A 26,888-nucleotide genomic window follows, 5' to 3' on the forward strand; every position below is an offset into this window, starting at 1 on the left:
TGGCAGAGCAGCCGGCTGTTAACCGGCAGGTTACTGGTTCGAGTCCAGTCGGGGGAGCATGCTGAACGAGGACCCCCGCGGGGGTCCTTTTTCATGTGCGTTGCGCGTCCGCGGGAACCGCCGGGCCTGCACCGATGTCCTGAAGGTCGTGACTGTCCGCAGAAGCCGACCAGCCGAAGCAGGAGATCGTATGAGCGGCTATGCTGCGGCAGACGGCGCGCACACTTGTACGCGACACGCCGCTATGGGGCGGTAGCTCAGCCGGTTAGAGCAGCGGACTCATAATCCGTCGGCCGTGGGTTCGAGTCCCACCCGCCCCACTGTGCAGGTCCCTGACCTGCGGGAGCGCTCATTTTTGGGTGTCGGAGCGTCAACTTCGCCTGAACGGACCGAATCCGCTGCTCGTGGGTTTGGGGTCCCGGCCACGCAGGGGCCGGGACGGCGCGACCGTGTCCAGACCGAAGGTGTCTACGGGGCGACTCCGGTCTGCGCGCCGAGCAGGCCACCGCGAAGAAGATCGCGGCCCGGGCGTCGTGAGCGGCTTGCGCGGTCTGGCCCGCGCTGCCCTCCACCGGGCCGGTGGGCCGGCATCGCCGGCGGATGACGTGCTTACGCCCGGTCCGAAGCGGTCCCCGCCCTCCGGGGAATCCGGTGATCACGTCGGACGCCCACGCCGCGGCGCCCTGAGGATCTCCCGTGTGCCGTGGCGCTCCCCGCGGATAGGGTGGACGGTGATCGACAGGGACGGGCTGGGCGAGGGCGGCGGACGGCGTGGGCGGTGCCGAGGAGAGCAGGAGCACGGGCACCGGGCGCCCGACGTCACGGGACGTCGCCCGGCTCGCCGGCGTGTCGCACACCGCGGTGTCCTTCGTGTTCAACGGCCGGGCCGAGGGCAACCTCTCGCCCGCCACCCAGGAACGCATCCGGCAGGCCGCGGCCCGGCTGGGCTACCGCCCCGACCCGGTGGCCCGCGGTCTGCGCCGTCGCCGTACGGCCGTGATCGGGCTGGTCACCGATGAGATCGCGTCCTCGCCGTTCGCCGGTCGGCTGCTGCGCGGCGCCATGGAGACCGCCTGGGACAGCGACCATCTCGTCCTCACCGTCGACTCCGGCGGTGACCCGGCCAAGGAGGACGCGGCCGTCGCGGAACTGCTCGACCGGCGCGTGGACGGCATCATCTACGCGGCCATGTCACTGCGCCGGGTCCGCGTCCCCGAGGGCCTGCACCGCACCCACTCCGTGCTGGCCAACTGCCTGCCCGAGGACGACTCCCTGCCCGCCGTGGTCCCCGCCGAGCGCGCCGGTGGCCGTACCGCGGCCCGGCTGCTGCTCGGTGCGGGCCACCGCCGGCTCGCCGTGATCGGCGGTCTGGACGACATCGCCTCGGTGGAACGTACCCGCGGCTTCCGGGACGCGCTGCGCGCCAAGGGCGTCACCGTGCCCGAGGAGTGGATCGTGCGCGGTGGCGGGGAGATCTCCGCGGGATACGCGGGGGCGCTGCGCCTGCTCGACGGGGTCGAGCCGGGCCGTCGCCCCACTGGCGTCCTGTGCTACAACGACCGGGTCGCGGCGGGTGTCCTGCACGCCGCGACCCGGCTCGGGATCGACGTGCCCGCCGATCTGTCCGTGGTCGGTTACGACGACCAGGAGCACATGGCCGCGTTCCTCACACCGCCGCTCACCTCGGTCGCGCTGCCGCACCGGGCGATGGGCGAGGCGGCGGCCCGGCTGCTCCTGGACGCCATCGAAGCCGGCCGTACGCCGCCCGCGACCGTCCGGCGCCTGGCCTGCCCTGTGGTCAGCCGCGCCTCCGTGGGTCCGGCGCCCACCCGGTGACCCGGGCACCCGGCCCGTCGACGACCAGTTCGGCGATGTCGCCGGGGCGCCGGTAGACGCGCTCGGTGACCGTGGCCCGTTCCGCGACGAAGAGTTCGAGGAGCGAGCCGTCGACGAGCAGCCGGAGCGCGAGTTCCGGCCCCTCCGGCACGTGCACGGTGATCGGGGCGGAGCCTTCCCTGCCGGTCCGGGGCCAGGCGCTGCGGTCGAGGACGACGGTCCCCGAGGCAGGGTCCGCCCAGACGGTCAGCTCGCGGCCCGCCGCGCCCCGGAGCAGGCTCACCGTGGTCGGTTCACATGCGGTGACCGCCAGGTCGTAGGTGTGGGGAAGCGGCACCCGGCCCGGCGCGGTGACGAACGGCTCGGCCGGGCGCAGCAGGTCGAGTTCCGGGGCCGGACTCACCCGCAGTGAACCGTCGGGGTGGATGTCGACGACCCGGGGCGCGGTGAGTACGCCTGCCCATCCGGCCCGGTGTATCTCCTCTTGCGGGCGGGCCTCCCACGACCAGCCCCACAGCAGTGCGCGGTCCGGCTCCTGGAGCACGGCGGGAGCGTAGAAGTCCCGCCCCTGGTCGAGCCGGCCGCCGGCGCGCGGCACAAACCTCAACGCGTGCCGGCCATCGGGCTGCAGACGACCCGTCAGATATCCGGTGGAGCAGGGATCTCCGTCCCACAGGGACACCACAAGCACGTGGTCGCCGCCTGCTGTCCGGTACAGGTGCGGGCACTCCCAGCCCACCGACTTGTCGCCGAACACGCCCACGGCCACCGGGTCCTTGCCGTCCAGCAGCACACCGGCGAACCGCCAGTCGGTCAGGTCGTCGCAGTCGTAGAGCAGGACCGACGGCGTGCCGTCGGCGTGCCCGGCCCCGACGAGGGCCCAGCGCCTGTCCGCGCAGCGGAAGACGAACGGGTCGCGGAACATCACCACGTCCAGTCCCGGCGGCGGCCCTGCCACCACCGGCGTCGGCAGCGGCTTCCACTCGGTCAGCCGCTCGTCGTCCGGGTCCGCCGCCCGCGCCAGGCAGATGGTGCCGAGTCCGGCGTGGGCACGGTCGACTCCCGTGTACACGGCGGTCGGTGTGCCGGCGTCGTCGGTCACGCAGCCCGACCAGCAGCCGGCCTCGTCGGGGCCGCCGGGCGTCGGGGTGAGCGCGATCGGGTGGTGCTCCCAGTGCGCGAGGTCAGTGCTGGAGGCATGACCCCAGTGGACGTTCGCGTGCACCGGTGCGTCGGGGTTGTGCTGGTAGAAGAGGTGGTAGCGGTCCCGCCGACGGAACGGCCCATTGGGGTCGTTGATCCAGCCGACGGGCGGACGGACCCTGAAACGCGGCGCGTTGGGGTCATTGCTCAACGGTTGACTCCTGCCGAGGTGATGCCCTCGCGCAGAGGGCGCTGGCCGACGACGAACACGGCGACGGCGGGGAGCATCGAGAGCACGACCCCGGCCAGGACCACCGAGATCGACCCGGTGCCGAGGTTGCCCTGCAGGGAGACCAGACCCAGCGGAAGCGTGTAGTTCTGGCTGGAGGTCTCCAGGATCAGCGGGCGGAAGAACTCGTTCCAGTGGTAGTTGAAGGCCAGTACGCCGACGATCGCCAGGCCGGGTGTGGCCAGCGGCGCGTACACCGAGCGGAAGATCCGCCAGGGCCCCGCGCCGTCCAGCATGGCCGCCTCGCCCAGGTCCTTCGGCATGCCGAGGAAGTACTGGCGCATCAGGAACGTGCCGAAGGCCGTCGGGAAGGCCGGGAGGATCAGACCGAGGAGCGTGTCGGTGAGGCCCATCGACTTCAGCACCAGGAACACCGGCACGATGGTGACCTGCAACGGCACCATCATGGTCGCCAGGACGAGGCCGAAGAGCGGCTTCTTGAAGCGGAACTCCAGGCGCGCGAAGGCGTATCCGGCCAGGCCCGCCGTGATCATCTGGCCGACGGCGATCAGTGCCGTCACCAGCGTGGAGTTCAGGGCGAGCAGCCACACGTCGATCTGCTGGAAGACCCCGTGGTAGGCCGCGGTCGTCGGGTGCGTCGGGATGATCTGCGGGGGCAGGTCGAAGGACTGGGCCGGAGTGCGCAGCGAGGTGGAGACGGTCCAGATGACCGGGCCCAGCGTCAGCAGGGCGCACACGGTCAGTGCGGCGATCCGGGCCCAGGGGGCGAGTGAATGACGTACGCGGCTCAGGGTCGGGGTTGCTTGGCTCATGGCGCTCATGCGGCTCACCGGCTCACTGGTAGTGGACGAAACGCCGGCTGAGCCGGAACTGGAGGGCGGTGACCGCCATGATCAGCACGAAGAGCAGCGTGCCCACCGCGGATGCCTCGCCGAAGTCGAGTTGCTCGAAGGCCCTCTCGTAGATCACCATCACCACGGTGCGGGTGGCGTCGCCGGGTCCGCCGTCGGTGAGGACGTAGGGCTGTTCGAAGACCTGCAGGGCATTGATGATGGCGACCACCGACGCGACGAGCAGCGTCGGCGACAGCAGCGGCAGCGTGATGCCGAGGTGCTTGCGCAGGCCGGTCGCGCCGTCGAGGGCGGCGGCCTCGTGGATCTCCTTGGGGATGTTGTTGAGACCGCCGACGAACAGCAGGAACGAGAAACCGAACTGCTGCCAGACGTAGACCAGGATCACCGTGGCCATCGCCGCGTGCTCCGAGGTCAGCCAGGGCACGGGGGCGACGCCGACCAGGCCGATCAGCCAGTTCACCACCCCGAAGTCCTGGTTGAACAGGTACTTCATCACCACCGAGATCGAAGCGGCGGACAGCACCAGCGGGAAGAAGAACGCCGAACGGAACACCGACCGCAGCCACACCGGCATCCGCCCGTTCAGCGCGAGCGCCAGCGCCAGCGCGATCAGCAGTTGCAGCGCGACCGCGAGGACCATGAAGAGGAGCGTGTTGCGGAAGGAGACCAGGACGGTCGAGTCCGTGAAGGTGGTGCGGTAGTTGGCGCCGCCGGCGAAACGGGGCGGGTCGATCACGTTCCAGTGGAACAGGCTCAGCACGACGGACCCGATGATCGGCACGACCGTGAAGACGACGATGCCGACGACCGTGGGCGCCAGGAACAGCGCGGCCAGCAGCCGGGCGCCGCGGTCGCGGACGGACGGCCGCACGGCGACGGCGGGTGGTGGTGTGGCGGGCCGCGAACGTACGGCCGGGACCTGGGCGTTCGGGTCCTGAGCGTTCGGGACCTGGGTGTTCGTCATATCTCACGCTCCATGGCCTGCTCCAGGGCGCTCTGCATCCGGCGCAGCGCGGGACCCACCGCACGTGGCGAGGCCAGCGCGGTGCCGGTGTACTTGAGCAGGACGTCGGTCACCTCGGCGACCTGCGGCGGCGCGGGGATCGGGCCGGTGTCGGGAAACCGGTCGAGGGTGTCGTAGAAGACCCGCCAGTGGGCCGGGCCACTGGCGGCGTAGCGTGCGGCGTTCAGCATCGAACGGCGGGCCGGGGTGGTCTGGTTGCTCTGGAACAGCCGGGTCATGGTGTCCTTGCGGGCCGCGTACTTGATGAACTCCCAGGCGGCTTCCTGCTTCTTCGAGGTGCGCAGCAGCGCGTAGCCCGCCGCGCCGAACTGGTGGCGCTGGGTACGCCAGCGCGGGAAGTACTGCACGTCGTAGTCGGCGGCCCGCATGCCGGCCAGATGCAGGCCGCCCGCCCAGAAGCCGCCCGCCGGTGTGACGCCGACGCGGCCGGTGGAGAACACGCCGACCAGATTGCTGCCGTTGCCGCCCTCGGGCCGGGTGCACAGGTCCTCCTTGACGAGGGAGGCGAGATAGTCGTACGCCTCCTCGACCCGGTCGGCGGTGGCCTGCGGGGTAGTCCAGCGGAAGCCCCCGCCGCGCCCCTGCCGGTCGGCGGCCGGGTAGAAGGTGTCCCACAGCCAGGAGCCGCCGGGCGCCTTCGACTCCTTCAACAGGTTCGTGCCGTTCGCGAAGAGCCAGGGGACCACGCCGCCCCACAGCCGGTTGGTCCAGAAGTACGGCGTGAAGTGCGCGTCGCCGGCACGTTTCATCTCCCGCAGCAACGCGGTGAAGTCGTCGCGGCTCCAGTCGGCCGCCGGGAACCCCGCGCCTGCCCGTTTCAGCACCTGCTTGTTGAGGTACATGTCGGCGGCGTTGAACTCCATCGGCAGTTGGTAGAGGTTCCCCTCGTACATCATCGACTCGACCAGCGAGGGGTGGACGTCGGCGAAGTACTCGCGCAGCTCCGCCGCGTCCCGCCGCACCCAGCGGTCCAGAGGTACGCCGAGCTTCTGGGCGAACAACTGCACGCCCTCGGTGGCCACATACACGAGGTCGGGGGCGGTGCCCGCGGCGATCTGGGTGAGGATCTTCGCGAAGAAGTCCGACCAGTCGACAGCCTGCACCGCGTTCACCCGCAGCGGGATGTCGGGGTGGAGGCGGTGGAAGCCCTTGGTGAGGGCGTCGACGGTGGCCGGGTCGAAGGCGGAGCCGAGCGTGGCGACGACGAGGGAGCCGTCGTCACGGCCGGGGATGTCGGCTCCCGTGAGCCGGTCCCAGCTCGCGGCGGTCGCGGCCAGGGCGGCTGCTCCGGCCCCGTATGCGCCGTACCGCAGCAGCGTGCGGCGGGGGAGGTGCGAGTCAGTCATCAACGGGCCTAACTCGTGTTAGATCAGGGATGATGCCCCAGATGATGGGAACCGGGCAGCGGACCTGTCAAGGGTCGGGAACGCTTGACCTTTAACGAGTTAGGTCTACAGTCCTCGTTCGCAGGAGCCGCCACGAGAGGAACGATGTGTCATGCCCGGAGCGTCGGGGATTTCCAGGAGATCACTGTTCGCGGGATCGGCTGCGGGCACCGCCGCCGCGCTGCTGCCCACCGCAGCGGCCACGGCCGCCCCGGAGCCCAAGCCCGGGGCCACGGCCGAGAGCAGGACCAAGTCCGCGGCGAGCGGGGCGAGTTACCGCGCCGCGTACCACTTCACGGTCCCCGACCAGTGGAAGAACGACCCGCAGCGGCCCGTCTGGCTCGACGGCGAGTACCACTACTACTACCTCTACAACGCCGACTACTTCACCGGTGTCGTCGGCACCGCGTGGCGCCTGGCCACCACCGAGGACCTGGTCTCCTTCGCCGACCGCGGGGTCGCCGTGCCCAAGGACACCACGCCCAACGGCGATCTCTGGTCGGGTTCGGCGGTGGTCGACACCGGCAACACGGCCGGATTCGGCGCGGGCGCGGTCGTCGTCATCGTCACCATGTCCCCGGGCGGCGGCACCGACCACCAGGAGCAATTCCTGTACTACTCGACCGACGGCGGTCTCACCTTCGACAACTACGGGACCGACCCCGTCCTGCCCAACCCCGGCGTCGCCGACTTCCGCGACCCCAAGGTGATCCGCGACGAGGACCGGGGCCGCTGGGTGATGGCCCTCGCCGAGAACGACAAGATCGGTTTCTACCACTCCGACGACCTCACGTCCTGGACGTACGTGAACGGTTTCGTCCACGACGGCATCGGCGTCCTGGAGTGTCCCGACCTGTTCCGCATCACCGCCGGCGACGGCACGGTGAAATGGGTGCTCGGCGCGAGCGCCAACGGGAAGAGCTCGGGGCTGCCCAACACGTACGCCTACTGGACGGGTTCCTTCGACGGCAGCGCGTTCACCGCTGAGGCGAGTGACCCGCAGTGGCTCGACCACGGCTGGGACTGGTACGGCGCCGTCACCTTCGAGAAGCGGGACGCGAGCGGCGCGGTGGACGCGGCTGCCCGGTACGCGATCGGCTGGGTGAACAACTGGGACTACGCCGACACCACCCCCACCATCGACTGCGACGGCTTCAACGGCACCGACTCCGTCGTCCGCGAGATCACCCTGAAGAAGGCGTCCGACAACACCTACTACCTCGCCTCCCAGCCCGTCGCCGGCCTCGACTCGCATGTCTCCCGCACCGTGAACCTGGGCGACGTGACCGTGGACGGCACGAAGGTGCTCGACTACACCGGTATCTCCTACGAGGTGACGACCGAGATCACCTGGTCCCAACTCACCGGTGCCGGCCTCCAGCTGAGGCGCTCACCCGACGGCGGTCGGCACATCGATGCCGGGATCTACGCCGACTACGCCTTCCTCAACCGACGCAACACGGTGAACGCCGACACGTCCGGCAAGTGGCAGGAGAGCCACACCCCGTTCGACCCGTCCGCCGGCACGGTGAAGCTGCGCATCCTGGTGGATCGCACGTCGGTGGAGATGTTCGTCGACGACGGCCGCTACGTGCACACCAGCCAGGTGTTCCCGTACCTGCTGGACACCCGGCTCGCACTGTTCACGATCGGCGGCAGCGCGGTGTTCCGCAACACGGTGATACGCGAGTTCTCGGTGTGAGGCCGGCCAGAGGCGCGGGTGCACACCTACGCGTGAACCCCATCGGCAACACCGGAACGGGCCGCCCGGTCCTGGAAGGATCCGCGCTCCGCCCCGCTGACGCGGCGAAGCCGAACGTCTTCCGCGTCCGGGTCGTACGGCTCATGCCGGCGAGGCTGTCCCGACCTCCCACCGCATTCCGAGATCGAACCGGGCGAACGTGGCTCTCCCCGGGCCTTGTCCCGGCGGAGCCCCTGCGCGTGGGAAGGGGAATCCGCCGCGGGCGAGTACGAGCCCCGTTCGCGAGGTTCGCGAGCCGGCGAGACCCTCCCGCGCGGCGCTTGCCTGGCTCCGTGGGGCCTGATCGAGGCCGCGTTGAGGCCGCAAGGACAGGAACAAACCGTGGTGCTGTGGTCGATGACCATGCTCATGAGCGGTCGCCTGGCCGGGCGCCGACCGGCCGGGTTCAGACGGCCTGCACCGCGAGCGCGATGAACACTCCCGGCCGCACCTGGAGTGCCCACCCTCAGGGATCAGCGCGTCTGACCTGGGAAGACGGGTCGGTCGGGCGGTGGGATCGCGGCCGGTGCGCCCCGCGGTGTGCGGCCGGGGCGCACCGGAGGGGTCAGCGGACCGGCAGCACGGCGGTGTGCTCCTCGCGCACGGCCTTGAGGGAGCGGGGGTCGAGACCCAGCAGGTTCAGGATCGTCGGTGCGATCTGCTTGGTCTGCACGTCCGCGGAGTCGCGCACGCCGTCCGGGACGGAGGCGCCGGACACGACGAGGGGGACGTCGAGGTCGTCGGAGTGGCCGCCGCCGTGCTCGGCGACCTTCTTGGTGCCGCCGGTGTAGACGACGCCGTACTGCGCGACACCGAAGAGGTCAGGGACCCGGGCGTCGCCGGCCTTGACATGGAAGTAGTCGGCCGCGGCCTTGCCGGCGTAGACCTTGCTGAGCCCGCTGTGCGTGTAGGCCTTGGGCGCGGCGTTGATGTCGGTGCCCGTGCCGCTCTGCGCGAGCAGGTACTTCTTGGCGAAGGCGGTGGCGGCCGCGGAGCGGTCGGAGAGCCAGAGCAGCATGGCGTCGTCGTCCACCGCGTGCGTCACCAGGTCGGCGGCGCCGGGGTGCAGCTTCTTCCAGGCGGCGTTGAGGCCGTCCAGCAGCGGGCCGTCGGCGACGCGGGTGAGCGCGGCGGGGTCGGTGGGCGACTGGCCGTGCTTGGCGGAGAGGATGACGGCGGTGCTGCCGGAGAGGTGCCGCTTGCGGATCTCGGCGGTCAGGGCGCCGATCTCCGTGTTGACGAAGTCCAGGTTCTTCACCAGCAGCGGGCCCGGGACGTTCTTGGCGGTGTAGCCGCCGGTGAGGCCGTCGGAGGCGGGCAGCTTCTGCGCGGTGGAGACCGACTGGAAGTTGAGGCCGAAGATCGCCGGGGTGCCGACCTTGTGGGTGCGGCTGTGGTCGTAGCCGTCGATCTCGTTGAGGACGGCCTTCACCTTGTAGCCGTCGTACTGCTCGGTGGCCTTGTTGTCCGTGGTCCAGTCGTTGCCGGCGGCGTAGCCGAGGGCGTCGCTGTTGATCTCCGGGGTGAACAGGTCCTGGACGCCGGTGCCCGAGGGGCCGTTGAGGATCTCGTAGGCGGCGTGCTTGTCCGACCAGGCGGTGCGCAGACCCGCCTGGCGGGCCACCTCGAAGATCGTGTTCACCTTGAGGTACGAGTGCGGGTAGACCGGCTTGCAGGTCTTCGGGTCGACGGGCAGCTTCGACGTGTTGATCAGGCTCTCCGGCCTGCCGGTCATCGACAGGATGCTGTCCGGCAGGCCCGCGAGGCCCTGACCGGCGTCGATGGAGGCCTGGTTCTTGTCCAGGTCCTCGGTGAGGTCCACCTCGACCCCGGGCTTGACGCCCTTGCAACTGGTGGTTCCCGCCGGGAGAAGCGCGGCGTTGTACGTGTCGTCGTAGTAGACGCCCGTGGTGCCGGGGCTGCCGCCGGTCGCCTGGGCGACCATGCCGGGGAAGGAGTCGGACGGCGTGGTGGTGCTGGCGTGGGTGTACTCCACGCCGCCGCCGACCAGCCGGGCCAGCGCGGACTTCGGGTGTCTGGCGATGTACCAGGCCAGGTCCGACTGGTGCAGCCCGTCGACGGAGACCAGCAGGACATGCCTGGCGGCGGCCGCCGGGTGGGGGGAGGCGGCGAACGCGGAGGGCTGGGCGGCGGTCACTCCGGCCAGGACTCCGGTGGCGGCGAGGAAGGCTGCGGGTCTGACGTAACGTCTGGACATCTGTCTCTCCCGGGTGTTCGGGGCGTGCTGCGGGTGCCGGGCTCATCAGAGTCGCGTCCTGTGTACCGGAACCGGCGCATCTGTGAACACGCCCGGAATGGGCGGTCGGGGCTTCACCAAGCAGGTTTGGTTTTCCCCAAGGAGGACAGGCGTCCGCAGCCCCAAGGCGAGCCGCACGACCAGAGCCGACGCGCTGCTCGCAGACGTCTGGCCTGCCACAGCGGCCACAGCGGCCACAGAGGCCACAGAGGCCACAGAGGCCACAGCGGTCACAGCAGCCACAGCGGCGCTGCCAGGCGGTGGCCGACGCGATCACTGGGCGGGGCGGGAGGGGCCGGGCTGTCGCCGGCCGGCTGCGGTGCGCTGCTGCGACACCGCCGGGCGTCCGCCGGGCGTCCGCCTTCCGTCCGCCTCCCGTCCGAAGGGTCCTCGGAGGCAGAGAGGACGGCAGATCAGGCGATGACTCCGGCTGCATACTGGACCACATGGCGCGTGAGCAGCGGAACGCCGGCGACAGCGGGCTGGGAATCTTCCTTCGCACCCGCCGGAGCCGGGTGACGCCGGAGGACGTCGGCCTGGCGACGGGCGCCGGGCTGCGGCGCACGCCGGGGCTGCGCCGGGAGGAGCTGGCCACGCTGGCCGGGATCAGCATCGACTACTACGCGCGCTTGGAGCGCGGCCAGGAGACCAACCCCAGTCCTGCCGTCGTCGACGCCCTCGCTCGTGCCCTCCGGCTGGACGCGCACGAGCATCGGCATCTGCGCGATCTCGCCGAGCGGGCCGACAGGAGGTCCGTGCCAGAACTGCCGGCCGCATCCGAACGGACGGTGCGGCCCGCCATCGAGCTGATGCTGGAGAGCCTGCGGCCCAACCCCGCGTACGTGATCAGCCGCACGATGGACATCCTCGCCGGCAACCCCGGCTCGGTCCGCCTGTTCGCGGGGACGGAGGACTGGCCGGCCGAGCGGCGCAACGCCTTGCGCTATCTCTTCCTGGACCCGCATGCGCCGAAGCTGTTCGCCGACTGGGACGAGCAGGTCCGCACCTGCGTCGGCCGCATCCGAGCCCTGGCCGGCACCGAACCGGACACGCCCGGCCTGGCCCCGCTCATCGAGGAACTCATGCTGGAGAGCCCGGAGTTCGTGCGCCGCTGGACGGACTACGACGTGCAGCCGCACCCGCGCGGCGACAAGACCTTCCGCCACCCGGAGGTCGGCGACCTCACCCTCGGCTACCAGTCCATGCAGCTCGACGGCACCCCCGGCCACCGCCTCGTCGTGTTCTTCGCCGAACCCGGCACGGCCGAGTACGAGAAACTGCTCCTCCTCGACGGCGCGGCCACCGGGCCCGACGCGAAGCCCGCCGAGGAGAAGCAGGGCTGATGCCCGCCGGTCAGGGCTTGACCAGGACCTTCAGTGCCTCGCGGTCGGCCATCGCGCGGTAGGCGTCGGGGGCGTCGTCCAGGTCCACGGTGCGGTCGAAGACGCGGCCCGGCTCGATCCTCCCCTCCAGGATGTCGGGCAGCAGTTCCTCCATGTAGGCGCGGGCCGGGGCCACGCCGCCGGTGAGGGTGACGTTCTTCGCGAAGTCCATGAAGCCGAAGGGGATCTCGCCGTACTGCGGCACGCCGACCCGGCTGATCGCGCCGCCGGGCCGGACCACGCCGAGGCCCGTCTCAAGGGCCGACAGCGCGCCGACACATTCGAGCACGGCGTGGGTGCCCATGCCGCCGGTCAGTTCCCGCACGCGGGCGATGCCTTCCTCGCCGCGCTCGGCAACGACCTCGGTGGCCCCGAACTGGACGCCCAGGTCGGTGCGGTCCTTGTGCCGGCCCATCAGGATGATCCGCTCGGCTCCGAGCCGCCTGGCGGCCAGTACGGCGGACAGGCCGACCGCGCCGTCGCCGATCACGGTGACGGTGGTGCGCTCGTGGACTCCTGCCTTGACCGCGCTGTGGTGGCCGGTGCACAGCACGTCGGAGAGGCTCAGCAGGGAGGGCAGGAGGGCGGAGTCCTCGGCCACCGGCAGCTTGACCAGGGTGCCCTCGGCCTGTGGGACGCGGACCGCCTCGCCCTGGCCGCCGTCGACCCCGTTCGGGCCCCACTGGCCGCCGTGCGGACAGACCACGTGCAGACCTTCCTTGCAGAAGACGCAGGTGTTGTCCGCCCACAGGAAGGGCGCGACCACCAGGTCACCGGCCTTCACCCCGGACACCTCGGAGCCGGTCTCCTCCACGATGCCGAGGAACTCGTGTCCCATGCGTCGGCTCTGCTCCGTTGCCGGCATGGAGGCGTACGGCCACAGGTCGCTGCCGCAGACACAGGCCAGGACCACCCGGACGATCGCGTCGGTGGGGTTCTGGATCTTCGGGTCCGGGACGTCCTCCACGCGGACGTCGCCGGCGCCGTACATCACTGTCGCTCGCATAAGAATGTTCCGATCTTGCTTGAATCGAGGGGGAGTTGACGGAGTTCCGGCCGATCAGCACCGGCCGCCCTCCGGTGTGGGCAGCGCGTCCAGTCCGACCGGCTTCGGGGCGAAGGCGCCGAGCGGAGAGAGCGGGCGCCCGCTCTCTTGAGGTCCGAGCCATGGGGCCGACGAGGAGGAGATCCGCGACCTGGCCCAGCCTGCCCGCCCGCTGCGCCGCGTGGCAGGCCGCGTCGTGCCGGGCAGTGGCGTTCCGTGCTGTGACAGGGCACCCCACGTGCCTGTCGTGCAGGTCACAGGCCCGGCAGACTGGACGGTATGACACGTGAGCAGCAGCCTGCCGGTGGCGGCACCGAACTGGGGCGTTACCTGCGGGCCCGCCGGGCCCAGGTGACCCCCGCCGAGGCGGGACTGTCCCCCGGCGCCGGACTGCGCCGCACCCCGGGGCTGCGCCGCGAGGAGCTGGCCACGCTGGCCGGGGTCAGCATCGACTACTACGCCCGTCTGGAGCGCGGCAAGGAGACCCGTCCCAGCCCGTCCGTCGTCGACGCACTCGCCCGTGTCCTCCTGCTGACGGAGGACGAACACGAGCACCTGCGCAGCCTCGCCGTCCGTGCCGCCCGGACAGCACCCGAACCTCCCGTCGCACCCAGCAGGACCGTGCGGCCCGCTGTCACACTGCTGCTGGAGAGCCTTCGCCCGGGCCCCGCGTACGTCGCCGGCCGCACCAACGACCTGCTGGCCTGGAACCCCGCCGGGCTGGCGTTGTTCGCGGGCATCGAGGAATGGCCGGTCAAACAGCGCAACCTCGCCCGCTATGCCTTCCTCCACCCCGCCGCCCGCGAACTCTTCGACGACCGGGAGCACACCCTGCGCGGCTGCGTCGCCCGGCTGCGGGCCCTGGCCGGCACCGACCCCGACGCACCCGACCTGGCCGCGCTCGTCGGTGAACTCCTGCTCAAGAGCCCGGACTTCACCCGTCTGTGGGAGCGTTACGAGGTCAAGGCGCACGCGTTCGGCCGCAAGACCTATCACCACCCCGACGTCGGGACCTTCACCCTCGGCTACCAGGGGATGCACCTGGAAGGCACCCCCGGCCACCGCCTGGTCACCTACCACGCCGAGCCCGGCACGCCTGCCCATGACGCGCTCGTCCTCCTGGACCTGACCGCGGCAGGAACGGCCGGCGTGAGCGATCGCCCGCAGGCGGATCGACACGGTGCCGGCGCCGGACGGCCGCAACACCGACGGTCGTGAGGCCCCCGCGGGCCTGAGCCCCGATTCCCGGCACGCTTCGAGCGGAGGCGTTCCGCGCCTCCGGGGCCTACCCCGCGAGCAGGTGATCGGTCGCTTCCTGTCCGAGGACAATCCCGGAAACGACTCCGCCGAAGCCCTCGACGTGGCCGGTGACTGCTACGACCTGGTCGACCTGCCCGTGATCGCCGTCGCCGTACTCACCGACCTGCTCCCACCCGGTGACGCCACCGACGACACCGCCCTGCTCATCGTGCGCCTGTGAACCCGGCCCGCCACGTTCGAGCAGAGGTGATCCGGCGTGATCCGGCCGCTCAGCCGGACAGTGACAGTCCGTTGAGGAGCACTTCGGCCACGTTCTCGGCATAGAGCCGCACGCGCGTCTCCTCTGTCGACGTCAGCTCCGGGTTCATCATCGAGGCGAGCGCGATCTGGCCGTAGAGCGCGGATCCGCCCGAGGTGAGCAGGAAATAGAAGGTCTCGTAGGGGACTTTCTTGATTCTGCCCTGATCGTGCAGCAGTTCAAAAACGGGGATGAACCGTGACCTTATGGGCTCGATGTAATGGTGGTAGAGATATTCCAGGCGCTCTGTGGCGGTCGCGCCCTCCAGCGTGACGAGGCGAGCAAGATAAGGGCGCGTTGCCGAGTACTCGATGAAATTACGGATCAGCATCCTCAACCGGACCATGGGATCGGCTGATTCGTCGTCCGAGGCCACCAGATAATCGACGAGAGGGCGGAAGGCCCAGTCGACGGCCGCCTGCCACAGTTTCGCCTTCGAGCCGAAGCGCTGGTAGAGCAGATTGCGGCTGACGCCCAGTTCGTCATTTACCGTCCGCAGCGACACCCCGTTGTATCCATGCACCGAGAATGCCTCGATCGCGGCGGCCATGACCTGGTCGGTCGGGGCGAGTTGCGCGTCTTTGGGCGGACGTCCACGGGGGCGGGTGACGCGGGGCGGATTATCAGGCATGGGGCCAGTTTAGCGGTGTCTCCTCTCCTCCGTGCGGCGTCTCCTCTCCTCAGTGGGGGCGGAGGAGAGGAGACGAGAGGCGGGCGGGCAGAGCGGCTATTCCTTTACCGGGTGAGCTTGTCGACGGGCTTGAACTTCGCTTCGCCGCCTTCGAGGTTCGTATTGAGGAATGCGTGCCGATCGCGCCGGTTGACCTGGTCGATCCATCCGGCCACACCGGGGACGTTTCGGCGCAGGGTCTCGCGCGTCAGGTTCCCGGGCACTCGGGCGAGCGGAGCGAAGCGCCACAGGCCGGCGTCGGGCAGGCCGGTATTCCGGTAGCTTTCCTCGCCCAGATAGAAGCGCGCATGACCGAGCTGTGCCTTGTAGCGCAGCTTGCCGTAGACCTGGCGCAGTCCCTTCGCGTCCTCCGGGGGAAGGTAGGTGTCCATGAACGACTGGCACAGTTCCCGGGAGTCGTCGTCGATTTTCGGCTGCTCCGAGAGCCCGAGCAGCAGGTTGGCCAGGAAACCCTCGGCCACTGTCTCCGGGTACCACGGTGCCTGGACGCCCATGAGGTGTCCGACATAGCGCCAGTGGTGCATCATCGCCTCGACGTCGGCGTCGGTGGGGCGGTAGCCGAGCAGCTTCAGCTGCATCCCGGGGGCGAACGAGCTGAGCAGCAGCGTTCCGGTCTGCGCGAACTGGCTGATGGGCATGCCCAGCCGGTCCCGGTCCCACTCGGGGTGCGGCAGCAGGGTGTGCCGGATCATCGAGTGCAGGACGCGTACGAACACCGCGGAGCGGCGTCCCACGGCGCCAGGTCGCATGGCTCCGGGCTCGGTGGTGTCGGTCCAGAGCCGGGAGGTCTCCACGAACCGGCCGAACGCCGACCCGCCGGTGTAGGCGCCGGTCAGCGCGAGCGGCTTGGCGACGGTCTCCAGGCCGTACGCGTTGAACGTGGACATTCCGAAGAACGGGTACAGCTCCTTGTACCGCCGGAAGACCTCCGCGCCGTGCTCGACCTTGTCCCAGTCCACCCATTCGGGGTCGGTGTTGATCTGGTCGAACAGTGCCACCAGTTCCGGAGACGGATCGCTGACACTCTTGATACCGCCGTGCAGCGCCAGTTCGACGTCCTTCCGGGCCCGGGACCTGCCCTTGGGCGAGGCGAAACAGGCGTCGATGTAGGCGTCACCGAGCCGGTCCCCGGTGTTCATGGCCCGCCCGAAGGCGTTCGCCAGGTCCTCGGGGACGTCGAGCCGGCACTTGGCGTAGCGTTCGAGTTGCGCCTTGAACGCCTGGCCTTTGGGGCTCGCCGCCGTCCCGAAGTACGTGAAGATCGTGGGGATCGCCACTTCGGTCGGCTGCGTCGTCGACTGCGTCATTGGTCTCACCGCTTTCAGGTGGTTGGGGTGTTTCCGGCGGCCAGTTCGTCCGCCAGGTCGCGGGCGACGCGGAGGGCGGCAGCCTCGTCCGCCAGGGATACGTCGCGGCGCAGCAGTCCGGTGATGAACGCCGCGCCGCGCAGGTCTCGTCGGGGCGGTCCCAGCAGCACATGGGTGTGCGGACTGCCCTCGCCGAGCGAGTAGGTGTAGACCCGTTCCGAGCCGGTCACCCGCGTCACCGCCGCACTCAACCGGGCCAGGAGCGGCCCGAGTTCGCCGGCCTCGGCGTCGTTCAGACCGGCGAGTCCCTCGGTGTGCCGCAGTGTCTGGACGGCGACCCAGCCCGGCGCTGCCATCGCCGGGTGCATGGAGACCCCCCAGCGCCCGGTCCGCAGGAGCCAGCCGGGATCCGCGTGCGTCAGTGCGCCGGCCCGTCCACAGAGCACGCATCCGTTGCCCGTCATACCTCCTCCCGCCGGATTCCGGCCCGTGGAGGAGCGATCGCGTTGGTCAGCGTGCCGATCCCGTCGAGTGTGACCGACACCTCGTCGCCCGCCGCCAGGAACCGCCCGTCCGCGATGCCGGTCCCTCCTGGGGTTCCGGTGAGGATCACGTCACCGGCCTCCAGGGTCAGGAAAGAGCTGACATACGCGAGGAGTTGAGGGACCGAGAAGATGAGCTCGGCCGTCGAGGAACGCTGGCGTACGACACCGCTGACCTCGGTGGTGAGGTGCAGCGCGTCGTGCAGACGCAGTTCGTCGGCGGTGAGCAGGGCGGGCCCGAGCGGCTTGAAGCCGTCGAACCCCTTGGCGAGGGCCGGACTGGCCATCGGCAGTGCCGGGTTCTCACCGAACTGCACGTCACGCGCCGAGAGGTCGTTGGCCACGGTCCCGCCCGCGACGAAGTCCCAGGCGGCCGCCTCGGGGATGGCACGGCCGGTGCGTCCGATCACGACGGCCAGCTCACCCTCGTAGTCGACCCGTTCCTGCGCGGATTCCGGCAGGTGGACGACGGCGCCCGGGGAGGTGACGGCGGAGCCGGGGATCAGGTGGAAGCGGGGGAGGGCGGGCAGCGGGGTGCCCGTCTCGGCGGCGTGGTCGCGGTAGTTGAGGCCGATGACGACGATCTTGCCGGGACGCCGTACCGGGGGTGCGAAGGCGGCTCGCTCCCGGTCGATCTCCTTGACGGTCCGCAGGTCCGCCACCTCGGCCAGCCGGCCCTCGACGATGAAGTCCGCCAGCGATCGGCCCGGGGCGTCGAGGAGGTGCAGTCCGTCGGGGCCGACCCGCGCGATACCGTCGCCGGTCTGTGCGAGCAGCACGATGTTCTCCGTTCCTCAGCTCGCGGGTTCCCGGGCGTCCCGGTGCCCGGCCGACCGGCCGGCCACCTGGTCCACCAGCGCGTCCGGATCCGCGGGGCAGGCGTCACCGCGCCAGGCGACGATGCCGTCGGGGCGTACCAGCGCGACGGCGCACCCGTACACCTGACGGGCGCCGTCGGCGCCCACCCACTCCTCGTCGAGGGGGATCCCCCGGATGCGGAACGCCTGGGCCAGGGCCCCGCTGTCCACCGCGGGGGCGAGGTTCAGCAGGGTGAAGCGCCCGCGGAAGAGGTCGAGTACGGAGCCCCCGCCGGCCAGCGGGACATGCGGGGCACGATGCCCGGGGCGGGCCGTGGGGACGTACTCCTCCGGATCCTCGGGGGGCTCGGGGGTCCCGTCGGAGACGACGAGCGGCGATTGCGGGTAACGCACGCCGAGCTGGACGCCGAGGGAGCGCCACTCGGTCCGGCGGGTGGCCGTGATCCGCTCGCCGACGAGGTCGCGTGCCTCCTTCTGCGCCGGGTCGTCCAGGGCCGGGTCGGGCAGGATCGCGTTGTCCGCACGGTAGTTGTGCCAGGCGCGGCGGACCATGCGTTCCGCGTGCGGTCGGCGCTCGGCGGTGTACGTGTCGAGCAGGGTGTCCGGTGCCCAGCCGCGCAGGACGCCCTCCAGCTTCCAGCCGAGGTTGGCCACGTCGCCGAGGCCGGTGTTCATGCCGTGCCCGCCCGAGGGCCACATGCGGTGCGCGGCATCTCCCGCCAGCAGCACATGGCCCGACCGGAAGGACTCGGCGACCACCGCGTCGCCGCTCCACTCCCGGGCGTCGAGCACCTCGACCTCCTCGACCGGGCAGTCGAGCGCGTCGGCGACGGTGGCACGCACCTCGGCGGCGGTGGGGGACTCGCCGTCCGCGAGCGGATAGGTGACGCGCCACAGGGCATCGCCGTCGAGCGAACCGAGGATCATGCGACGGGGGTTGAGCAGGTAGTACTGCACGGCAGGGGCGTGCGGGACGCGGTCGCGCAGCCAGGGAAGGCTGACGAAGGCGCCCTGCCAGCGGGCCCGGACGTCGGCCGAGTCCCGCAGCGACCCGATGCCCAGGGCCTTGCGGACCGGCGAGGCCGCGCCGTCGCAGGCCACCAGGTAGCGCGCCCGCACCGTCCGGCGGCCGTACGCCTGTGAGGAGAGCCGTACGGTGACGCCGTGCGGGCCGTCGTCGAACGCGTCGCACGTCCACCGGTAGCGCAGGTCCACCGTGGTCTCGGCGGCGGCGCGCTCCCGCAGGGCGAGGTCGAACCAGAACTTCGGCCACCACACGCCCCCTTCGGGGCTCAGCCCGTGCGTGGTGTCGCGCCGGTCCGCGTTGCAGGGGCGGGGGAAGCGGGCCAGCTCGTACGTGGTCATGCGGGAGACGAAGGAGATGTCCCGCCGCGCGTCGGCGGGGAAGCCGCTGCGCAGGACGGCGGAGTCGGCGATGCCCCAACGGCGCAGGAGTTCCATGGACGCGGTGTCGACGGACTCCGCCGTCGGGTAGCGGACCGTGCCGTCCTCGCGCTCGACGAGGAGCACGGACAGCCGGCGGGAGCCCAGTTCGACGGCGGTCGCAAGGCCCACGGGACCGCCGCCGACGATCACCACGTCGTACGTGGCGTCGTCCGAGAGGACGCCGGTGGGGCCCGGCGCGGAAGTGAGTCTCATCGTTCCCAGACCAGTGCGCCCAGGTCCCGGCCGGCCTCGCGGCCCTCGATCAGACGCTCGGGGTCGAGCGGGAAGCCGCCCGGATTGCTCCTGAACTCCTCGGTCGCCATGAAGTCCTGCATCTCCTGCTGCGAGGAGAAGTTGAGGGACGACAGCTCCACGCGGTTCCCGTCCGGGTCCTGGTAGTAGAAGCTCGTCCCCGGGCCGTGGTTGGACGCCTCCACCGGAAGGAAGCCGGCCGCCTTCAGGGTGCTGTAGAGATCCAGCAGGGCGTCGGCGGTCGGCGTCCGCAGCTGGAAGTGGTGCAGTCCGCGCGAGGACCTGCCCGGCCCGAGGTCCGGGCACTCGAAGACGGCGATGCGCTCGGTGTAGGGGTGGTCGAAGTAGAAGGTGAAGAAGCAGATGCGCGACGGCTCGTCCGGGTCGTCGGACGGGGGCGGTGTCATCTCCACACTGCGCGGCTGACCGAGCAGCAGCGAGTAGAAGTCACAGAGGCGGTCGTAGTCGGTCGTCCGCAGCACGACCTCGGACAGACGAATCCCTGACATTGTCTTTCGTCCTTGCCTGATAGGGGAGTTGGCGGCTCGTAGGCGGAGTGGGCGGTTCAGTGGACGAGGACGGCCTTGACGGCCGCCCCCGAACGCACCTCGTCGACGGCCTTGTTGATGTCGTCCAGCGCGTAGGTGCGGATCATGGCCTCCAGCGGGAACCGGCCCTTGCCGTGGAGGCCGAGGATGCGGGGGACGAGGACCGCCGGAGCCTGGTGGCCGACGATCGAACCGGTCACGGTCCGTCCTTCGAGGAGCGCGAACGCGCTGGTCCGCAGGTCCGCGTCCGGGGCGACGCCGAGGACCGCGGCACTTCCCAGCGGGGCGAGTGCGGCCACGGCCTGCGCCATCACCTCGGGTACGCCGCTGGACTCGACGCTGAAGTCGACGCCCGGTCCGTCGGTCAGCTCCCGTATCCGCTCGACGGCGAGACCGTCGGTGGCGTCGGTGGCGTCGAGCACGTCGGTCGCGCCCAGGTGGGCGGCGAGGTCGAGCCGCGAGGAGTGCGGGTCGGTCACGATGATCCGTGCGGCGCCCGCCGCCGCGGCCGCCATGACCGCGCTCAGCCCGACGGCTCCGGCGCCGAAGACGGCCACCGTGCTGCCCGGCTCGACCTTCAGCAGGTTCCAGACCGCGCCGGCGCCCGTGATGACACCGCAGCCCAGGGGAGCGAGCACGTGATCGGGCAGGTCCGTCTCGCCGGCCTTGATCAGGCTGCTGGGCCGGCACAGCCCGTATCCGGCGAAGGACGACTGCCCGAAGAAGTGGTCGTGCACGGGCTCGCCCGAGGCGTCGCGCAGCCCGACCGAGCCGTCGGCGCGCCGGGCACCGAAGTTCAGCGGGAAGTGGAGGGGGCAGTACGCGGGCCGTCCGCTCAGGCAGTTCCGGCAGGTACCGCAGGAACTGAAGCTGGCCACCACCCGGTCGCCGGGCCCGAACCCGGTGACGGCGGCGCCGACCGCCTCCACCACACCGGCCCCTTCATGCCCGGCGACGACCGGGAGAGGCGTGGGCATACGTCCGGCGGCCACCTCCAGGTCCGTATGGCACAGCCCGGCCGCGGTGAAGCGCACCAGCACCTCGTCCGGGCGGGGATCGCCGATGCTCAGCTCCTCCAGCGCGAAGGGGTCCTCGCTGTCCGGCCGGCACACCGCCGCTTTCACACTGTTCATGGCAAGCCCTTCGGAGGGGGCGGCCGGTTCATCGGAGCGAGACCGGCCGGAGTTCGGGGAAATGCGGGCCGACGAGCGGCGTGTCCGTGGCGCGCAGCGTCTCCAGCCAGAGCGCCCGGGTGGCTGCCGCGGCCGGTGCGTCCCAGTCGAAGCCGCAGCGCCAGTGCGGGTGGTCCAGCGCCGCCGGGTGGTGGAAGAGGTCACCGACCAGGGCGAGGCTCCGGCCCCGCGACTCGATCAGGGCGACGGAGGCGCCAGGGGTGTGGCCCGGCGCGTGCACGAGACGCAGCCAGTCGTACGGCGAGACGGAACCGCCCTCCCACAGCACTGCCGCGTCCCGCAGCGGAGCGACCTTGCCCCGTACGGCGTCGTCGGCGTCCCCGTCCACGAAGTGCTTCCAGTCCTCGGCATGGATGTGATGCCTGGCCTGGGGAAACGTGGGCACACCCGCGGTGGAGGCCCAGCCCACGTGGTCGATGTGGAGATGGCTGAGGACCACGTCGGTCACGGAGCCGAGCGGGCAGTCCAGCTTCTCCAGCCGCTCCGGGAGGAGTTCGCGGACCGGGGGCAGTTCACCGTCGGGCAGCAACTGCGGGGCGAGCCCGCCGCCCAGGTCGAAGACGACGCGATGTCCCTGCCGGTCGGTGGCGAGGAATCCGCCGAACGGGATCTGAAGCATCCCGTGCCGGTCGAGGACGCCGGGGAGGGCCTGCCAGACGGACATCGGCACGTCCGGGTAGAGCAGGTTCGGCGGCATCGGTACGACGCCGTCGGTGAGGGGTTCGACTGTCACATCACCTATCTCCATGCCTCGACCGTAATCATTAAAGTGTCGAGCATCAATTTATGGAACGCAGTGAATGACGTCATGCGGGCTCGGGCAAGCCCTTCTTGGTCTTCTTAAATTGACGATCGACACTTTGGTGCTTAGGCTCGGCAGCACACCACAGAGCAGGAGGAGCACCGTCGTGCCTGGTCAACGGATTGATGTGCACACTCACGGCGTCTCGGACGAGGCGATGACGGCGATCGCGGGCCGGGGCTTCCGGCCGACCGGCGGATACCGCATCTCGGTGCGATGGACGCCGGAGGCCGCGCTCGCCTACATGGACAGGCGGGAGATCGCCGCTCAGCTCGTGTCCATGCCGATCTCGTTCGCGGGGGCGGACGACGACCCGGACTTCGGCACGCGCCTGGCCCGGCTGATCAACGAAGGGCACGCCGAACTGATCGCGAAGCACCCCGGCCGCTTCGGAGCCTTCGCGACGCTCCCGGCGGACGGCCCCGACGAGGCACTGGCGGAAGTCGCGTACGCCCTGGACGAGCTGAGGCTCGACGGAGTGGTGCTGACCTCGAACGTGCTGGGGCGTTACTTCGGCGATCCGTCCCTCGAACCCGTACTGGCGGAGCTGGCGCGGCGCGAGGTGCCGGTCTTCGTCCACCCCGAGGACTGCCCGCACATCGACGTCCTCGGATTCGGCCGGCCGAGCTCGATCGTCGAGTTCCCCTTCGACACCGCGCGCACCATCACCAACGCGCTGTACACCGGCGTCTTCCGGCGGCATCCCGGGCTGCGGCTGATCCTGGCGCACTGCGGAGGGGCCCTGCCCACGCTCGGCTGGCGGATCGGCGAGCACACCGTCATGGGACGGGGGCCCGCGGACGCGGACATCGATCCCGCTCACGTCGCCGAGGTGCTGTGCGGGCTCTACTACGAGACGGCGCTGGCCGGAAGCCGCAACTCCCTGCTGCCGACACTCGAAGTGACCTCGGCCGACCACATCCTGTTCGGCACCGACTGGCCTGCGGCCCCGGAACCCACGGTCGTGCACAACATCGAGAACCTCACGTGCTTCGACGGCTTCACCGAGGACGACCTCCGGGGTGTGGAACGCGACAACGCGCTCAGGCTGTTCCCCAGGTTCGCCTGAGCCCCTGCCGGCCGCTCGGCGTGGGCCGGGTTGTGGTTGTCCAACGGGGGATTCGGGACGCGTTCGGGACTGCCGTGACCGGAGCGAGCCGGGCAGCTGCTGCCGATCGTGGCGTCGTGCGGACGACGAACGTCAGGCCTGCGCAACTTCGAGAACGGGCGGCCGGTAGGCCGGGCCGCGGAGTGACGGCATCTGGTCGTCCGCAGGGCCCGCTCCCGCGACGCGGCGTCACGATGCTCCGAAGTCGTCCGCTCCGTCCAGTCGCCGTCGTACCGCCGCGGACGTGTCCTCGTCCCGCGGTTCGGCAAGGCTGCCCAGCAGTCGCAGAGCGGCCTCCGAGGGCGAACCGGGTTCGGCTGTGTAGGCGATCAGACGCTGGCCGGACGAGCCGGGGATGACGAGGTTCTCGAAGCTGAGGGCCATGGCGCCGACCAGCGGATGACGCAGTCGTTTCACCCCGGAGGTGCAGGTGCGCACCGGGTGGCGCGCCCAATGGGAGGTGAACTCGTCGCTCTGGAGGATGAGTTGGCCGAGTAGCTCGGCCAGGCGGCGGTCGTTCGGGTGCCGTCCGGCGACCAGCCGCAGCGAGGCGACGGCGAGCCGGGCCTCCTCGTCCCAGTCGGTGTACAGCTCCCGGTAGCGATCGTCCAGGAAGAGCATCCGCGTCACATTGGGGCGGTCGCTCTGGGTTCCGGGGCTCCCGGTCGGCAGATGCCCGGCGAGCAGGGCGTGGCCCAGCCGGTTCCAGGCGAGGACGTCGTTGCGGCGGTCGAGAACGAGCGCAGGTACTTCCGACATGGCCGCCAGCAACTGGCGAGCCGACGAACTGGCGTGAACGACGCGGGGTGCGGCCGGGCGGGAGACGACGGCAGGGCGGGCGAGGGCCTTCAGATGCGCGGTCTCGTCGTCGGTCAGGCGCAGGGTGCGCGCGATCGCATCCAGCACGCCGTCCGAGGCGCTCACGGAGCGGCCCTGTTCGAGGCGGGTGTAGTGGGTGATGCTGACGCCGGCGAGCATGGCCAGCTCCTCCCGGCGCAGACCGGTGACGCGGCGGCGGGTCGGATGCGGCGAGATGCCCACGTCCTGGGGGCGCAGCGCGGCGCGGCGGGACTTGAGAAAGTCCCCGAGCTCGGACGGAGCGTCCATCGATGCCTCCGATTTCCTGGGCGTCCGGTCGCGCGGCTCCCGGGCACCGGTGCCGGGCGGGCGCGGGTCGTTCCGCCATGATGCCCGCCCGCCGCCGGGCCCAGGAGCCGCAAGGGTGGTCATGTCATGACCACCCTTGCGGTGGCTACGCGGAACAGGGTTCTGGCTGCGGCCTTCGGCGGAGGCCAGCCTCTTTCCCACGCGGCGCGTTACCGGCGCCCGCGCTCGAGAGAAAGGGCCTCTACCTCATGTCCGTCACTGATTCGGAGACGGTCGACTCGGCCGTCGACGCGGCACCGGACGTCCTCACTCCCCGCCTGCGGCTGGTTCTGGTGCTGCTGCTCGCCGCCCAGTTCATGCTTGCGGTGGACTTCTCCATCCTGAATGTGGCACTGCCGGTGATCGGCGAGGGCCTGGGCTTCTCGCTGGCACACCTGCAATGGATCGGCACCGCGTTCGCCCTGTGCGCGGCGGGCTTCACCCTGCTGTTCGGCCGGGTCGCGGACCTGTTCGGCCGCCGCCGGCTCTTCCTCGGCGGTTTGGTGGTGCTGGGCGCGGCCTCGCTGGTGGGCGGTCTGGCACAGAACCCCGAGGTGCTGATCACGGCCCGGGTCTTCCAGGGGCTCGCGACCGCTGCGGTGACCCCGGCCGGGCTCTCGCTCATGACGACCTCGTTCCCGGAGGGCCCGCTGCGGGAGAAGGCCCTCGGCCTCAACGGGGCGCTGATGTCGGCCGGGTTCACCACCGGCGCGATCCTCGGCGGCCTGCTGACCGACCTGCTCTCCTGGCGCTGGGCGTTCTTCATCAACGTGCCCGTAGCCCTCGCCGTCCTGATCGTCGCCCCGACGGTCATCAAGGAGTCCCGGCCCGACGAGCGCCCGAATCTGGACGTGCCCGGCGCCATCAGCGTCACCCTCGGTCTGCTGGCCATCGTCTTCGGTCTCACCCAGGCCGGTGAGCACGGCTGGGGCTCCGCGAACGCCCTGCTGCCGCCGGCGGCCGGCGTGCTGTTGCTGATCGTGTTCTGGGCCGTCGAGCGCAAGGTGAGCGCCCCTCTGGTGCCGCTCGGCGTGCTCGGCAGGCGTTCGGTCGCGTGGGGCAACGTCGCCGGTCTGATCGCCTTCCTCACCGAGACCTCCCTGGTCTTCCTGCTGACCCTCTACCTCCAGGAGGTGCTCGGCTTCTCTCCGCTGGCCGCCGGTCTGTCCTTCGGCGTGCTGGGCATCGGAACGGTCGTCGGCGGCTCGGTCGCCCCGAAGGTCATCGGGAAGATCGGCAGCAAGCAGACGCTGATCACCGGCGGCGTCCTGCAGACCGTGTTCACGGCCGCCCTGCTCGGCCTCGGCGACGACCGTTCCTGGATGTGGCTGCTGCTGGTCGCCACCTTCGTCGGTGGTGTGGGCAACATGCTCGTCATCGTCGGATTCATGGTCACCGCCACCTCCGGTCTCGCCGACCACGAACAGGGCCTGGCCACCGGGCTCGCGACCATGACCCAGCAGATCGGCATCACCATGGGCACGCCGATCATGAGCGCCATCGCCACCGCCGCGATGACCGGCACAGGAGCCTCGGCCGTCCTCGGCGGACTGAAGACGGCCATCGCGGTCAACGCCGCCCTCGTCCTCCTCGGTGCCCTCACCAGCGCCGTGTTCCTGCGTGGGGTGCGGTCGAGTGCGCAGTAACTCACGACGGTACGAACCACGCGCCGGCCCGGCCGCTCCGGACGAGGGCAGGGCCGTACGTCCGGACGGCCGACGGTCCGGTGAGGTGCGGTGGCGGCCGGTCCGGCTCGACGCGGGCACCCATCGCATACCCGTACGGATCTACCGGCCCGGACCGCGCCCGTACGGCCGGCCGGTCTGGGCGCACGGTGGTCAGCACCGGCTACCGACTGGCCCCTCGCTAACGGCACCCCGCCGAGCTGAGTAGTCCCGTGAAGAGTGTCAGGCTCCTTGAGCAACCGCCGTTCGGGACCCGTCAGAGCCGCCGCAGTCCGGCCAGCACCCTCTCCATCAGTGCTTGGGTCGGGACATCGCCGGCGTCGGTGGCCGCCTCGTGGACGATGATCATCCCGCGATCCGCCATGTCACCGAGGAGAACCTTGGCCACTCCCAGCGGCACCGCCACGAGCGCCGCCACCTCGGCCACCGACCGCGGTTCCCGGCACAGATCGAGCACCGCGCGGTCCCACTGCGTGGCAGTGCCCTGTACACCGTCCGGACCGGCGGCGGTGACCAGGGTCTCGACCTCGAAGTGGTGGTGCGACCTGGTCCGGCCACCGGTCCACACGTAGGCGCGGACGAATGCCGCTGCCGTTCCCGGCTCCGCGCTCTCCGGGTCCCCCGTGGCCTGCCGGCGGCCCGTGCGTGCGCCCGGCCCGTCCGGCTCGGCGGCGGGCGGCGGCGCGGCCTCGCCGTCGTCGTGCACCGTGGCCTGCTGCGGCGTGTCACGAGGGCCGGAGGTCTTCCGCCTGCGTCGTCCGGTGCTGAAACTGAACGCGTTGAGCACATCGGCGAAGGTCTGTTCGTCCTCCGCGTCCTGGTCTCTCCGAGGGCCGGACGGTCCTTCACCGGTGCTCATGTTCTCCTCGTCCGGG

At 70.7% G+C, this 26,888-nt stretch carries 23 protein-coding genes and 2 tRNA genes (1 of these 25 cut by a window edge); 9 read left to right on the forward strand and 16 right to left on the reverse strand.

Going from position 1 to position 26,888, the window contains the following annotated elements:
- The 3 genes from ABT137_RS01720 to ABT137_RS01730 form a co-directional block, all read left to right on the forward strand.
- Positions 1 to 57, forward strand: a tRNA-Asn gene (locus tag ABT137_RS01720); it begins 116 nt to the left of the window's first position.
- Positions 58 to 246: 189 nt separating this feature from the next.
- Positions 247 to 320 (forward strand) — tRNA-Ile (locus ABT137_RS01725).
- A gap of 451 nt (positions 321 to 771) precedes the next feature.
- The gene (locus tag ABT137_RS01730) at positions 772 to 1,836 is read left to right on the forward strand and encodes a LacI family DNA-binding transcriptional regulator (protein ID WP_351700723.1); all 1,065 of its coding nucleotides are present in this window, start codon (positions 772 to 774) and stop codon (positions 1,834 to 1,836) included.
- Here ABT137_RS01730 and ABT137_RS01735 read toward each other — a convergent pair.
- From ABT137_RS01735 to ABT137_RS01750, 4 genes are read right to left on the reverse strand one after another with little or no spacing between them, the layout of a single operon-like run.
- Positions 1,799 to 3,190 carry a glycoside hydrolase family 32 protein gene (locus tag ABT137_RS01735; protein WP_351700725.1) on the reverse strand — a complete coding sequence of 464 codons (1,392 nt, stop codon included), beginning with the start codon at positions 3,188 to 3,190 and terminating at the stop codon, positions 1,799 to 1,801. The genes ABT137_RS01730 and ABT137_RS01735 overlap by 38 nt on opposite strands.
- Complete coding sequence (locus ABT137_RS01740) at positions 3,187 to 4,041, reverse strand: carbohydrate ABC transporter permease (RefSeq protein ID WP_351700728.1); 855 nt, start codon at positions 4,039 to 4,041, stop codon at positions 3,187 to 3,189. Before ABT137_RS01740 ends, ABT137_RS01735 begins: the two co-directional genes overlap by 4 nt.
- 22 nt (positions 4,042 to 4,063) lie before the next feature.
- Positions 4,064 to 5,047 (reverse strand): carbohydrate ABC transporter permease, encoded by a 984-nt coding sequence (locus ABT137_RS01745; protein WP_351700731.1) that lies wholly within the window; start codon positions 5,045 to 5,047, stop codon positions 4,064 to 4,066.
- The gene (locus ABT137_RS01750) at positions 5,044 to 6,453 is read right to left on the reverse strand and encodes an extracellular solute-binding protein (protein WP_351700734.1); all 1,410 of its coding nucleotides are present in this window, start codon (positions 6,451 to 6,453) and stop codon (positions 5,044 to 5,046) included. The genes ABT137_RS01745 and ABT137_RS01750 overlap by 4 nt, the downstream gene beginning before the upstream one ends.
- A gap of 151 nt (positions 6,454 to 6,604) precedes the next feature.
- Here ABT137_RS01750 and ABT137_RS01755 point away from each other — a divergent pair, with 151 nt between their 5' ends.
- The gene (locus tag ABT137_RS01755) at positions 6,605 to 8,194 is read left to right on the forward strand and encodes a glycoside hydrolase family 32 protein (protein WP_351700737.1); all 1,590 of its coding nucleotides are present in this window, start codon (positions 6,605 to 6,607) and stop codon (positions 8,192 to 8,194) included.
- Positions 8,195 to 8,798: 604 nt separating this feature from the next.
- Here the strand turns inward: ABT137_RS01755 and ABT137_RS01760 are convergent.
- A complete protein-coding gene (locus ABT137_RS01760) occupies positions 8,799 to 10,451 on the reverse strand; it encodes an alkaline phosphatase family protein (RefSeq protein ID WP_351700740.1) in 1,653 nt (550 codons plus the stop codon).
- Positions 10,452 to 10,936: 485 nt separating this feature from the next.
- Between ABT137_RS01760 and ABT137_RS01765 the strand changes: the two genes are divergently transcribed.
- Positions 10,937 to 11,833, forward strand: a complete 897-nt coding sequence (locus ABT137_RS01765; RefSeq protein ID WP_351700743.1) for a helix-turn-helix transcriptional regulator — start codon at positions 10,937 to 10,939, stop codon at positions 11,831 to 11,833.
- Between the two features lie 10 nt (positions 11,834 to 11,843).
- Here the strand turns inward: ABT137_RS01765 and ABT137_RS01770 are convergent, their stop codons facing one another.
- Complete coding sequence (locus tag ABT137_RS01770; RefSeq protein WP_351700746.1) at positions 11,844 to 12,878, reverse strand: zinc-binding dehydrogenase; 1,035 nt, start codon at positions 12,876 to 12,878, stop codon at positions 11,844 to 11,846.
- 318 nt (positions 12,879 to 13,196) lie between these two features.
- On the opposite strand from ABT137_RS01770, the gene ABT137_RS01775 reads away from it, so the two are divergent.
- Both ABT137_RS01775 and ABT137_RS01780 read left to right on the forward strand, forming a co-directional pair.
- The gene (locus tag ABT137_RS01775; RefSeq protein WP_351700749.1) at positions 13,197 to 14,135 is read left to right on the forward strand and encodes a helix-turn-helix transcriptional regulator; all 939 of its coding nucleotides are present in this window, start codon (positions 13,197 to 13,199) and stop codon (positions 14,133 to 14,135) included.
- 82 nt (positions 14,136 to 14,217) lie between these two features.
- Positions 14,218 to 14,397 (forward strand): hypothetical protein, encoded by a 180-nt coding sequence (locus ABT137_RS01780; protein ID WP_351700752.1) that lies wholly within the window; start codon positions 14,218 to 14,220, stop codon positions 14,395 to 14,397.
- A 49-nt stretch (positions 14,398 to 14,446) separates the two neighbouring features.
- On the opposite strand, the gene ABT137_RS01785 is transcribed toward ABT137_RS01780, so the two are convergent.
- The 8 genes from ABT137_RS01785 to ABT137_RS01820 all read right to left on the reverse strand — a co-directional run bounded on the left by ABT137_RS01785 (position 14,447) and on the right by ABT137_RS01820 (position 22,005).
- On the reverse strand, positions 14,447 to 15,106 hold the full coding sequence (locus ABT137_RS01785; protein WP_351700755.1) for a TetR/AcrR family transcriptional regulator: 660 nt from the start codon (positions 15,104 to 15,106) through the stop codon (positions 14,447 to 14,449).
- A gap of 104 nt (positions 15,107 to 15,210) precedes the next feature.
- The gene (locus ABT137_RS01790; protein ID WP_351700758.1) at positions 15,211 to 16,473 is read right to left on the reverse strand and encodes an oxygenase MpaB family protein; all 1,263 of its coding nucleotides are present in this window, start codon (positions 16,471 to 16,473) and stop codon (positions 15,211 to 15,213) included.
- 14 nt (positions 16,474 to 16,487) lie between these two features.
- The gene (locus tag ABT137_RS01795; RefSeq protein ID WP_351700761.1) at positions 16,488 to 16,937 is read right to left on the reverse strand and encodes a hypothetical protein; all 450 of its coding nucleotides are present in this window, start codon (positions 16,935 to 16,937) and stop codon (positions 16,488 to 16,490) included.
- Positions 16,934 to 17,794, reverse strand: a complete 861-nt coding sequence (locus tag ABT137_RS01800; protein WP_351700764.1) for a fumarylacetoacetate hydrolase family protein — start codon at positions 17,792 to 17,794, stop codon at positions 16,934 to 16,936. The genes ABT137_RS01795 and ABT137_RS01800 overlap by 4 nt, the downstream gene beginning before the upstream one ends.
- A 15-nt stretch (positions 17,795 to 17,809) precedes the next feature.
- Positions 17,810 to 19,492, reverse strand: coding sequence for an FAD-dependent monooxygenase (locus tag ABT137_RS01805; RefSeq protein ID WP_351700767.1), 1,683 nt, complete (start codon positions 19,490 to 19,492; stop codon positions 17,810 to 17,812).
- Positions 19,489 to 20,040, reverse strand: a complete 552-nt coding sequence (locus tag ABT137_RS01810; protein WP_351700770.1) for a VOC family protein — start codon at positions 20,038 to 20,040, stop codon at positions 19,489 to 19,491. The genes ABT137_RS01805 and ABT137_RS01810 overlap by 4 nt, the downstream gene beginning before the upstream one ends.
- Before the next feature lie 56 nt (positions 20,041 to 20,096).
- Entirely contained in the window at positions 20,097 to 21,212 is a 1,116-nt protein-coding gene (locus ABT137_RS01815; RefSeq protein WP_351700773.1) for an NAD(P)-dependent alcohol dehydrogenase, read from the reverse strand.
- 28 nt (positions 21,213 to 21,240) lie between these two features.
- Entirely contained in the window at positions 21,241 to 22,005 is a 765-nt protein-coding gene (locus ABT137_RS01820) for an MBL fold metallo-hydrolase (protein WP_351700776.1), read from the reverse strand.
- A 175-nt stretch (positions 22,006 to 22,180) separates the two neighbouring features.
- On the opposite strand from ABT137_RS01820, the gene ABT137_RS01825 reads away from it, so the two are divergent.
- The gene (locus tag ABT137_RS01825; RefSeq protein WP_351700779.1) at positions 22,181 to 23,143 is read left to right on the forward strand and encodes an amidohydrolase family protein; all 963 of its coding nucleotides are present in this window, start codon (positions 22,181 to 22,183) and stop codon (positions 23,141 to 23,143) included.
- 228 nt (positions 23,144 to 23,371) lie between these two features.
- Here ABT137_RS01825 and ABT137_RS01830 read toward each other — a convergent pair whose 3' ends face one another.
- Complete coding sequence (locus ABT137_RS01830; RefSeq protein ID WP_351700782.1) at positions 23,372 to 24,289, reverse strand: helix-turn-helix transcriptional regulator; 918 nt, start codon at positions 24,287 to 24,289, stop codon at positions 23,372 to 23,374.
- 248 nt (positions 24,290 to 24,537) lie between these two features.
- Between ABT137_RS01830 and ABT137_RS01835 the strand changes: the two genes are divergently transcribed.
- Positions 24,538 to 25,974, forward strand: coding sequence for an MFS transporter (locus tag ABT137_RS01835; RefSeq protein ID WP_351700785.1), 1,437 nt, complete (start codon positions 24,538 to 24,540; stop codon positions 25,972 to 25,974).
- A gap of 295 nt (positions 25,975 to 26,269) precedes the next feature.
- On the opposite strand, the gene ABT137_RS01840 is transcribed toward ABT137_RS01835, so the two are convergent.
- Positions 26,270 to 26,872: a DUF742 domain-containing protein gene (locus ABT137_RS01840; RefSeq protein ID WP_351700788.1), complete on the reverse strand. Its 603-nt coding sequence runs from the start codon at positions 26,870 to 26,872 to the stop codon at positions 26,270 to 26,272.
- Positions 26,873 to 26,888 lie beyond the last annotated feature (16 nt).

This window comes from Streptomyces sp. NPDC001980 (assembly GCF_040296885.1).
In the GTDB taxonomy this organism is placed as follows: Bacteria; Actinomycetota; Actinomycetes; order Streptomycetales; family Streptomycetaceae; genus Streptomyces.

Bases quoted from the DNA above. Each gene is read 5' to 3' on its own strand.
- ABT137_RS01740 (WP_351700728.1), bottom strand. From the start codon at position 4,041: ATGAGCCAAGCAACCCCGACCCTGAGCCGCGTACGTCATTCACTCGCC.
- ABT137_RS01745 (WP_351700731.1), bottom strand. From the start codon at position 5,047: ATGACGAACACCCAGGTCCCGAACGCTCAGGACCCGAACGCCCAGGTC.
- ABT137_RS01750 (WP_351700734.1), bottom strand. From the start codon at position 6,453: ATGACTGACTCGCACCTCCCCCGCCGCACGCTGCTGCGGTACGGCGCA.
- ABT137_RS01755 (WP_351700737.1), top strand. From the start codon at position 6,605: ATGCCCGGAGCGTCGGGGATTTCCAGGAGATCACTGTTCGCGGGATCG.
- ABT137_RS01760 (WP_351700740.1), bottom strand. From the start codon at position 10,451: ATGTCCAGACGTTACGTCAGACCCGCAGCCTTCCTCGCCGCCACCGGA.
- ABT137_RS01765 (WP_351700743.1), top strand. From the start codon at position 10,937: ATGGCGCGTGAGCAGCGGAACGCCGGCGACAGCGGGCTGGGAATCTTC.
- ABT137_RS01770 (WP_351700746.1), bottom strand. From the start codon at position 12,878: ATGCGAGCGACAGTGATGTACGGCGCCGGCGACGTCCGCGTGGAGGAC.
- ABT137_RS01775 (WP_351700749.1), top strand. From the start codon at position 13,197: ATGACACGTGAGCAGCAGCCTGCCGGTGGCGGCACCGAACTGGGGCGT.
- ABT137_RS01785 (WP_351700755.1), bottom strand. From the start codon at position 15,106: ATGCCTGATAATCCGCCCCGCGTCACCCGCCCCCGTGGACGTCCGCCC.
- ABT137_RS01790 (WP_351700758.1), bottom strand. From the start codon at position 16,473: ATGACGCAGTCGACGACGCAGCCGACCGAAGTGGCGATCCCCACGATC.
- ABT137_RS01795 (WP_351700761.1), bottom strand. From the start codon at position 16,937: ATGACGGGCAACGGATGCGTGCTCTGTGGACGGGCCGGCGCACTGACG.
- ABT137_RS01805 (WP_351700767.1), bottom strand. From the start codon at position 19,492: ATGAGACTCACTTCCGCGCCGGGCCCCACCGGCGTCCTCTCGGACGAC.
- ABT137_RS01810 (WP_351700770.1), bottom strand. From the start codon at position 20,040: ATGTCAGGGATTCGTCTGTCCGAGGTCGTGCTGCGGACGACCGACTAC.
- ABT137_RS01815 (WP_351700773.1), bottom strand. From the start codon at position 21,212: ATGAACAGTGTGAAAGCGGCGGTGTGCCGGCCGGACAGCGAGGACCCC.
- ABT137_RS01830 (WP_351700782.1), bottom strand. From the start codon at position 24,289: ATGGACGCTCCGTCCGAGCTCGGGGACTTTCTCAAGTCCCGCCGCGCC.
- ABT137_RS01835 (WP_351700785.1), top strand. From the start codon at position 24,538: ATGTCCGTCACTGATTCGGAGACGGTCGACTCGGCCGTCGACGCGGCA.
- ABT137_RS01840 (WP_351700788.1), bottom strand. From the start codon at position 26,872: ATGAGCACCGGTGAAGGACCGTCCGGCCCTCGGAGAGACCAGGACGCG.